We start from the raw sequence: 9,394 nt of genomic DNA, 5'->3' as shown, positions 1-9,394 counted from the left end.
CCCATCGGGGCGGGCTCTGTCCACTCCGATGCCCGGCTGCCCCCCTGCTCCCCGGGAGACCGACGCCCCCGGCGTTCCCCTTACGGGCCGAACGCCCGGCGCGGGATTCCCAACTTCTTGCAAAGGCAAACGCCGGGTCATTCATGATCCCGTGGGTGGCGCGCTACTCCAGACGCAAGGAATTGTCTTTACGGTATTGCTTGAAAAATCCGTATGTGGCAAAAGCTTGCTCACGGGTGCCGACTGTCAATGTCTGGCGTTGGACCCGTTTCCACCCCCTGGCATCGCGCCCTTCTGGAGACAGACATGAGCTTCCTGCGTCCGCTTTCACTCTTCGCCGCCCTCGTGGCGTTGGTCGGATGTGGCACCGAGTCCCCTGAAGAGGGCCCGGCCCTGCGTCGGTCCGAGGCGGCGCTGACGGGCATCGACCTGGGCGTCTCCGAGCTGGGCGTGACGTGCGACGGTGATGTGCTGACGGTGACGGGGGCGATCCGCAACGAGGCGCCCACGGGCGTCGACCCGTCGACTGCGGGCATCTACGCGGGGGATCCGGCCGCGGGCGGCACGCTGCTGGCGACGGTGAACGTGCCCTGGCTGGTGGGCAAGGAGCGCTACGGCTTCCAGACGGTGGTGGTGGTGCCGCAGGGCACGCAGCGGTTGTTCGTGGTGGCGGACCACACGGACTTCTTCCCGGAGGACGACGAGGTGAACAACACCGCGTCGGTGACGTTGGCGTCCGGTGGCGGGTGCGTGGTGAACCAGACGCCGGTGGCGCTCTGCAAGAGCGTGACGGTGTCGGCGGGTGTGGCGTGCGCGGCGCCGGTGTCCATCGACAACGGCTCGTTCGACGTGGACCACTTTCCGCAGGCGTTGAGCCTGTCGCAGAGCCCGGCGGGCCCCTACGCGGTGGGCACGACGGCGGTGACGCTCTCCGTGTCGGACGGGCTGGCGTCGAACCAGTGCTCGGCCACGGTGACGGTGGTGGACGCGTCCGCGCCGGTGGCCGGGGCGAGCAAGAACCTGGTGCTGCCGTTCACCTCCAACGCGGAGTACCGGCAGGTGACGCTCGCGGACTGCGCCGAGCCGGCGACGGACAACTGCGGCGGGACGCTGGACCTCCAGCAGGCGGGCCGCATCATCCGCGTGGTGTCGGACGAGTCGGAGGACGCGCTGTCCGGGCTGCGGCTCCTGGCGTGCAGGGACATCCAGTTGAGCGCGGACCGCAAGTCCGCGCAGCTGCGCGCGGAGTCCAGCATCCTGGGCAACGGTCGCGTCTACACGATGACCTACGAAGTGAAGGATGCGTCCGGCAACGCGACCACCGGCACCTGCAAGGTGAAGGTGCCCAGCCTCCAGGGCATCCTCTCCGTGGGCCTGGGGCCGGTGTACTGCCAGGGTACGGCCTGCCCGGCGGGCACGGGCGGCGGGCTGCTCTGCTCGCTGCTGTAGTCGCGCGGCCCGGGGCGTCGTCCGTGAAGGGGAGGGTGGGCTTCACGGATGGTGCAGGCGTCCGAGGGAGCCACCGCGTGCGTTGACGCAGATCGGAGCCTCCCCTAGCTTGGCCGGCTTCCCGGCGCCGCAGCTTCCGAGGGTACGGACAGGGCCGCGCCGGGAACACCCGCAATGATGCGCAGGACGGACGAGGAATTGGGGCAGGGGGAGGCGCCACGGGACGAGCGTGCTCCGGATGGCCTCATGCCCGCGCTCCGCGTGGAGTACGACACGGATGTGGAGGCCGGAGGCCACCCGACGCCCGTGCTCCGGGTTCGTCCGGCCTGGCCACCGCCCGATGCCGGGGATGAAGCGCTGACGCCGGAGCCCGTGCGCGGTGGGGGCATGAAGACGCCTGCTGCCCACCGCGCCCGTGCGGATGCCACGACCCAGGCCTCCGCTCCAGAGCCTGTCCGTGGGCGGGCTGGGGCAGCGCGGGCCGTTGCTTCGAATGTCGCCCACGAAGACTCGGCGTCGGACATCGCTCGCAGTGACGTGGCACCACGGGGCGTTGCTTCGAACGTCGTCCGCGAGGACTCCGCTTCGGATGCCGCTCGCAACGACGTAGCACCACGGACCGCTGCTTCGAACGTCGTTCGGGAGGACTCCGCATCGGATGTTGCTCGCAACGACGTGGCATCACGGGGCGTTGCTTCGAACGTCGTCCGGGAGGACTCCGCGTCGGACGTCGTGCGCAACGAAATGGCAACGCGGGCTGTTGCCTCGAACCTCCTGAACCAGGACACCTCGCGGCCCGTCTCGCTCGACCTTCTTCGCACCGCAGCCCTGAGGCTCTCCGCGCCGAAGCCCGCTCGTGCGGACGCGTCCAGGCCTCTCGCGCCGAACCTCGTGCGCGTGGTGGACGACGTCGCCGAAGCCCGCCCCATCGAGGAAGCTCCGGCCCGGGACGTCTCCGCCTCCGGTGACGCCACCCCGGCCGAGCGCGCGGCCATGCAGGCCGCCGTGTCCTCCGGCCGCCGCAGGGAGCAGTGGGTCGCCCCGACCTATCTTCCGGAAGAACTGCGCGACGCGCTCGTGGCGGAGCGCAGCCAGTACCGCGCCCAGCGGCTCCAGGAGGCGCGCGAGGTGGGCCTCGCCGGGCCCGGCGTGCTGGGGCTGGTGCCGGTGCCCGCCGCGGATCCGGACTGGTCCGGCGGCTCCCTGCTCGGCTTCGTGGGCGAGGAACTCGTGTTCGCCGGCGACATCGTCCACCTGGACTTCGAATCCGGCCGCGTCTTCGCGTCGTCGGACGCGGGCGAGGACCTGGACCGCCGCGTCCTCTCCTGCGAGCGCTGGTGCTACCGGCCCTACGACTTCGCGGAGGCCCTGTGCGCGGCGGCCTCCGCCTACGAAGAGCGCGTCCCCGCCCTCACCACGGCCCTGTCATGCGCCTGCGGCGAGCTCGTCCCGGCCGCACCCTCCGCCCGCGAAGCGGAGCTGCTCCCCGTGGACCGGCTGTGGCGCCAGCCATGGGGCTGCATCTGGGGCCCTCCCGGCACCGGCAAGACGACCGCCGTCGCGGACCTCATCGCCCGCGCCCTGCGCGCGTACCCGAACGAGCGCATCCTCGCGGTGGCCCCCACCAACCGCGCCGCGGATGAGCTCGTGATGCGCGTCAGCGCCCTCCTGGAGCGCGAACCCATCCCGCTGCGCCCCCTGGCCCGCAGCATCTTCCGGGGCGGCACCGGCGCGAGCGAGGCCCTGTCCAAGCTGCCCACCGTGGCGCTGGAGGAGAACAAGTCGAGCAAGCTGCGCAACACCATCCAGGAGCGCGAGCGGGAGCTGTCGCTGGAGCGCTCCCGGGGCGGCGCCGCGCCGGAGCTCGCCAAGATGCAGGCGGAGCTGCGCACGCTGCGCGGCCGCGTGAAGGACCCCACGCTGAAGGAGGCGGAGAAGGGCGACAGCCCCCTCATGGTCCTCACCGTGCATCGCGCGCTCCGGCTCGTGTCGGAGCTGGAAGGGGAGGAGACCTTCCAGCGGCTCGTCGTGGACGAGGCCGGCATGGTGACGCGCGCGGCGACGGCGCTGCTCGCCCCACTGGCCCGGCAGGTGACGCTCGCGGGGGACCCCAAGCAGATCGGCCCCGTGAGCCGCGCGGCGGAGGGCGCGGGCGGCGGTGCCCAGACGTGGCTTCGCGCGAGCGCCCTGTCCCACCTGGAGGACGCGGTGAAGGACGCGGAGCGGCCGGACGTGCTGCTCCTGCGCACCCAGCACCGCATGCACCCGGACATCGCCCGCGTGGTGAGCGACTTCTGCTACGGCGGCGCGCTGGAGGACGGCGACCTCGTGAAGGACCGGGCCCTGAAGCCCGCGCCCGTGCCCGCCTTCCCGGCGCGCGCCATGTGGCTGGTGCTGGACGGCCTGAGCCGCGACACCCGCCGCCTCACGCACGGCCGAGGCGAGACGGGCTCCGGCTACCAGCGCGAGCTGTCCGCGGAGCTCGCCGTCACCCTGGCCCGCCAGGCCGTGCGCCTGGGCCTCACCGTGCTGTGCGTGACGCCCTACCGCGCGCAGGCAGCCCTCCTGCGAAAGCTGGGGAACGCGGCGGGGCTGCGCCACGACATGTTCAGCGCCTCCACCATCCACCGTCAGCAGGGCACGCAGTACGACGTGGTGATGGTGGACACCGTGGCCGGAGGCCGGCCCTTCCCGCCCCACACGCTGGTGCCCATCCTCAACGTGGCCGCCAGCCGCGCGAAGGACTACCTGCTGGTGCTCGCCTCCCGCGCGGAGGCCCGCGCGTCACCCGTGCCCGCGCGCCTCCTGTCGCTCCTGCCCCGCGTGCGCGTGCACCCGGGCACGCCGCCCCGCTTGGAGCTGCTCGCCACGCAGCCACGCCCGCCGCCTCCGCCTCCTCCTCCGCTGGTGCCCGTGGGCCTGGGCGGTGAGATCGAGGGCGGCCGCGACGTGGGCCCCCTCTTCACGCAGGAGCAGGTGTCGCTCTTCGAGCGCCGCTTCGACGACGGCCACCACCTGGTGCGCGGCGTGGCCGGCAGCGGCAAGACGTACGTGCTGGCGCACTGGGCCGCGCGCTACCTGCTGGAGAACCCGCGCGCCCGGGTGCTGGTGTCCTTCTACAACCGGTCGCTCGCGCCGCTCGTGGACAAGCTGCTCGTGGAGGCGCTCACCGTGCGCGCGGGCGCGCAGGCCGTGCCCGCCCTCAAGGCCCAGGTGACGGTGAAGCACGTGGGCGCGCTGCGGCGCCTGGAGCCCCACGCCTTCGACGCCGTCTTCGTGGACGAGGCGCAGGACATGGACGCCAAGGGGCTCGCGGCGCTGCACGCGCTGGTGCGCCCCCGCGTGGGCGAGGACGGCCGCGAGTCACGCTGCTTCCAGTTGTTCATGGACGACTCGCAGAACGTCTACGGCCAGGTGCCCATCGACACGCTGAAGGAGCAGCTCCCCGAAGGGCTGTCCTTCCGGGGCCGCACCCGCGTGCTCAAGGAGACCTTCCGCGCCACGCGCGACATCCTCGACGTCGCCTTCAACGTCGTGCTGGATCCGCTGCGCCAGCACCGCGTCACCGACCCCGGCATGCGCGAATACATGAAGGCCGGGGAGCTGGCCCGCGAGCGGCTCTTGTGGCTGCCAGAAGAGACGCTGGAGGGCCTCTACCGCGTGCAGTCCACCGAGCGCGGCGGCGTGCTGCCGCAGGTGAAGGACTTCGCCTCCAGCACCGGCGAGGCGCGCTGGGTGGCGAAGGAGGTGGCGCGGCTGGTGCGCGAGGAGCACGTCCACCCCGGCGACATCCTGGTGGTGGCGCCCGTCATGCCCGCGTCGTTCACGGCCGCGCTCCAGAAGGCGGGCGTGCCCGCGGAGGCCTACGGCGGCAAGGGCGGGCGGGACGTGGCGGACTTCCGGGTGAGCGGCGTGGATCACGTGCGCGCCACCACGGTGTTCTCCTGCAAGGGCCACGAGTGCCCCGTCGTCTTCTTCGCGGGCCTGGAGGCCCTGGACTCCATCGAGGCGTGGATGGCGGGAGCCCGCCAGCGCACCGAGCGCGAACACGAACGCATCCGCCGCGCGATGTTCTACGTGGGAGCCACCCGGGCGATGAAGCGCCAGTACCTCACCGGCGTCCGGGGGGGGCGCTTCCTCCAGGTGGCCGCGTCCTACGTGGAGACGCTGTCCGGCCACCGACAGGCGCCCTGACCACGGGCGCCTGGCACCGCTACATCCGCCAGCCCGTCACACCCGCACGCTTGCCGAACACCGGCTGGCCGTACACCTCGCGGAAGCGGGCGCGCAGCATGTCGAAGGTCTGCTGGAGGTCCGGCGTCGACGGCTTCACCTCCGCCAGCTGGCCGCCCATGCGCGCGAAGCAGCGGCCCATGGCACCGTCCAGCCACTGCGTCACCGCGGCGGTGTCCTGGTCCTGCAACCGCTCGAACACGGACAGGGCGCGCTCCAGCGTCTCGCCCACCAGCTCCGTGGAATCGACGGTGCTGCCCGCGCACAGCCGCGCCGCCCGAACCTCGAGGGCCGGACGATGCGTGCGAACGAACTCCCCGAAGGCTTGCAGATTCACAGTCACCATTCTTAGACGTTCCCCCCGTCACTGTCAGAACGGTGGCCAACAAAAACCTTGGCCCCGGACTTCCGGAATCGCATCGCTGCAAAATGATGGTACGGCTGATTTTTCCTAATACTCCCAGTCTCAGCAAACGAGAATCCAGGGGGACTTCCTGCCGTCCTGGGGGCCTGCGAGCCTCCAGGCGGGGTGGGCGGGCAGAGGCCGGGCGCCGGCGCTGTTCTCCGGCGCGCCTGGATCTGGAGCAGGAGATGGAATGCGCCGCGCGGTGGAGCTGACGGACGTTGAAGGCGGATGCGCGCAGGGGCCGCGCGTGCTGCTGCTGCCGGGGCTGGGTGCCCGGGGCGTGGGCTTCCGGGCCCTGGCGAAGCAGCTGGCGGCCGTCGCCCGTCCCGTCCTGGTCGAGTACCCGGAGGGCGAGCATGCGGCGTGCGGCGCGCGGGCGCTCGCGGAGCAGGTGCTCCGGGCGGCGGGCACGGTGGACGCGGTGGTGGCCAGCTCCTTTGGCGGCATGGTGGCGGCGCACCTGGCCGCGGGCGGCGCGGCGCGGGGCGTGGCGTTCCTGGGCTCGTTCACGCGCACCTCGCACGTGGGCCCGCGCGGCCGGCTCATCGCGATGATGGGACCCATCGCGGTGCTGGGACGTCCGGGGCTCGTGGCGGCGTCGCTGGCGGCGTGGCGGCCGGTGCCCTTCGCGCAGGTGGCGGACGTGGTGCCCACGACGGGGCTGGAGCGCCTGACGACGCTGCGTCGCGCCTTCGCCATCCACTCGGAGCCGCCGCCGCCGGACCTGCGGCCGCTGAAGGTGTCGTGCATGTGCATCCAGGGGGACCGCGACGTGCTGGTGCCGCCGTCGACGTTGGAGCGGCTGGCCGCGTCGCTGCCGGACGGCACGCCCCGGCACCTGCTGCGCGGCGCGGGCCACGTGCCCTACTTCTCACACCCGGAGGAGTGCGCGCGGCTGCTCACGCCGTGGCTCCAGGCGCTCGCGCCCGCGGGCCTCGCGGCGGTGGGGAAGGTCCCCACCGGGGTGGACCTGGGCTCCGCGGCCTGAGGCGCCGGGGGCCGCGGATCCGTGGGACTGGCGGGGGGGTGTACGGATGCGCGCCCGGGAAGTAGTTTGCGGTCGCCGATGTCGACCTGTTCTCTTCGCGCGCTCTTCCTCCTGGCGGTCCTGTCCACGTCGGCCCAGGCCGCCTCGGAACCGGGCCCCGCGCTGACGGCCTCGCCCGTCCTGCCCACCGCTCCGGCCCAGGCCACCGCGACCGCACCCGCGCCCCGGCGCACCGTGCTGCTGCTGGGCGACAGCCTCATCGCCACGGGCTTCGGGGAGTACCTCCAGACGCAGCTGTCCGCGCACCCGCGGATCCGCTGCGAGCGCCGGGCGAAGTCGTCCACGGGGCTGTCCCGCCCGGACTTCTTCGACTGGCTGGAGGTCGGTCAGCAGGAGGTGCAGCAGCACCAGCCGGACGTCGTGGTGGTCATCCTGGGCGGCAACGACGGGCAGGCCCTGCACACCAAGGTGGGCCGCGCCACCGTCGCCTGGGGCAAGCCAGACTGGGAGGATGGCTACCGGCAGCGCCTGCAGGACTTCATGACGGCCATCGCCGCGCCGGGCCGGAAGATCGTCTGGCTGGAGCTGCCCGCGACGGGCCGCCACCGCTTCGAGCAGAAGCTGGCGTTGATCCGCGGCCTGCAGCGCGAGGTCATCACCGGCCGCGAGGACGCCGTGCACCTGGACACGCGCCCCTTCTTCACCGACGCGCGCGGCAAGGCGCTGCACCAGGCCCGCGTGGAGGGCTTCCGCAAGCCCATGCGCCTGCGCATGACGGACGGCGTCCACTTCACCGTGGCGGGCGGGCGCTACTTCGCGAACAAGGTGTATCCCCAGGTCCTGGACGTGCTGGGGCTGGAGCCCGAGCAGAAGCACACCGCGCGTCCTCCCGCGGCCCCCGCGCCCGCGCAGCCCCAGCAGCAGGCCCACGCCACGGCGTCACCGTAGCATCAGGAGTGGCCCTGCCAGGACGGCGGCTCGCTGCCCGCGTCCGGGCGGAGCCTGCGGACGGCGCGCAAGAGCAGCTCCTGGTCGCGCGGGTTGGCGAGGAAGCCCCGCGCGCCCAGCTTCCGGGCCCGCTCGAAGCCCTCGTCGTCGGACGTCCCGTGCACGATGAGCGAGCCCTCGATGTGGACCTCGCCCGCGAGCAGCCCCTCCATGGCCTGCAGGGGCGCGAGCACCACGTCGTTGGCGCGCGTGTGCAGCACCTCCAGCGGTGTGGCGACGCGCGACGTGATGCCGCTCCGCGCGAGCGACCGGGAGATGAGCACCGCGGTGACGGGCGGCCAGCCGTAGAGCATCAGCGGCGGGCTGGGCACGGCCGGACGGCGCTGCTCCTGCGGGGCTTCTTCCGTCTCGCGGATGCCGTAGAGCGCGCTGAGTGCGCGGGAGAGCGCGCTGTCGGAGGCCAGGTGCGGCTCCACCCGCGCCTTGCCAGACACGGCCCGCACGTCGTCCACCGCGTCCAGGGACAGGGGCGCCGGCACGGCGAGGTGGAGCACCTCACGGTCCTCGCGCTGCTCCAGCCCGAGCGGCACGACGCCGTACTGCCGGGCGACGCGCGCGGGCACCAGCGCGGTGAGGGAGCGATCCAACGGGTGCCGGTCCAGGTCCACCGCGTCCACGTCGAACTGGACGGCGAGCCCGCGCAGCACGTCCGCCTCCGTGCACACGCCCTCGCTCACCAGCGCGCGGCCCAGGGGCACCCGGACTTCGTGATGGTGCACGAGTCCCAGCCGGAGCTGGCCTTTGTCGACCACTCCGAGTTCCAGGAGGATTTCCCCCAACGGGCGTCTGGTGCCGATTTCCATGCACCCGCAAGGTGGCAACCCCGCCCGCACGCGACGACGGACGGCCAGGGGCTCGTCTGGTCGCCCGCCCCTGGCGGGACGGCTTCGCTACCCGGGCGCGGGGAAGAGGGCCTCGTAGGACTCGGGCCGGAAGCCGACGGTCACCGACTCCCGGGTGACGAGCACCGGCCGCTTCACGAGCTTGCCGTCACCCGCGAGCCACTCCACCAGCTCCGCGTCGGAGGCCGCGTCGACCTTCGCCTTGCCGAGCGCGCGGTAGCTCTGGCCGCTGGTGTTGAGCCACTTGCGCACGGACACGCCGCTGAGGGCAATCCACCGCCGCAGCTCCGCCACCGTGGGCGGCTGGTCCACGATGGGGCGGGTTTCGAAGGAGACGCCCCGCGCCTCCAGCCACTTCCGCGCCTTCTTGCAGGTGTCGCATCCGGAGTACGCGAGCACGAGGACGTCATCGGACATGCGCGGGCTTCTACCAGACCCACCGGGTGGGTTGGGCCTGCTCGCATGAGA

At 72.6% G+C, this 9,394-nt stretch carries 7 protein-coding genes; 4 read left to right on the top strand and 3 right to left on the bottom strand.

Translation table 11 applies throughout. The features are described 5' to 3' along the window. Window positions 1-306: 306 nt before the first annotated feature. Complete coding sequence (locus tag D7V93_RS29520) at window positions 307-1,449, top strand: hypothetical protein (RefSeq protein ID WP_120646561.1); 1,143 nt, start codon at window positions 307-309, stop codon at window positions 1,447-1,449. Window positions 1,450-2,181: 732 nt separating this feature from the next. Continuing rightward, entirely contained in the window at window positions 2,182-5,643 is a 3,462-nt protein-coding gene (locus tag D7V93_RS29515; RefSeq protein WP_372338357.1) for an AAA family ATPase, read from the top strand. Window positions 5,644-5,662: 19 nt separating this feature from the next. Here D7V93_RS29515 and D7V93_RS29510 read toward each other — a convergent pair whose 3' ends face one another. After that, window positions 5,663-6,028, bottom strand: coding sequence for an RNA polymerase sigma factor (locus tag D7V93_RS29510; protein ID WP_147451393.1), 366 nt, complete (start codon window positions 6,026-6,028; stop codon window positions 5,663-5,665). A 250-nt stretch (window positions 6,029-6,278) separates the two neighbouring features. On the opposite strand from D7V93_RS29510, the gene D7V93_RS29505 reads away from it, so the two are divergent. Both D7V93_RS29505 and D7V93_RS29500 read left to right on the top strand, forming a co-directional pair. Beyond that, window positions 6,279-7,076, top strand: a complete 798-nt coding sequence (locus tag D7V93_RS29505) for an alpha/beta fold hydrolase (RefSeq protein WP_120646559.1) — start codon at window positions 6,279-6,281, stop codon at window positions 7,074-7,076. A gap of 78 nt (window positions 7,077-7,154) precedes the next feature. Then, the gene (locus D7V93_RS29500) at window positions 7,155-8,024 is read left to right on the top strand and encodes an SGNH/GDSL hydrolase family protein (RefSeq protein ID WP_208723188.1); all 870 of its coding nucleotides are present in this window, start codon (window positions 7,155-7,157) and stop codon (window positions 8,022-8,024) included. 2 nt (window positions 8,025-8,026) lie between these two features. Here the strand turns inward: D7V93_RS29500 and D7V93_RS29495 are convergent, their stop codons facing one another. Together D7V93_RS29495 and D7V93_RS29490 are read right to left on the bottom strand one after the other, a co-directional pair. Beyond that, the gene (locus D7V93_RS29495) at window positions 8,027-8,836 is read right to left on the bottom strand and encodes a GspE/PulE/PilB domain-containing protein (protein WP_443651966.1); all 810 of its coding nucleotides are present in this window, start codon (window positions 8,834-8,836) and stop codon (window positions 8,027-8,029) included. Window positions 8,837-8,974: 138 nt separating this feature from the next. After that, window positions 8,975-9,343 (bottom strand): arsenate reductase family protein, encoded by a 369-nt coding sequence (locus D7V93_RS29490; RefSeq protein WP_120646556.1) that lies wholly within the window; start codon window positions 9,341-9,343, stop codon window positions 8,975-8,977. Window positions 9,344-9,394: the final 51 nt, after the last annotated feature.

The sequence above is a fragment of the Corallococcus llansteffanensis genome (assembly GCF_003612055.1).
Lineage (GTDB): Bacteria > Myxococcota > Myxococcia > Myxococcales > Myxococcaceae > Corallococcus > Corallococcus llansteffanensis.
This window is presented reverse-complemented; position numbering and strand designations above follow the sequence as displayed.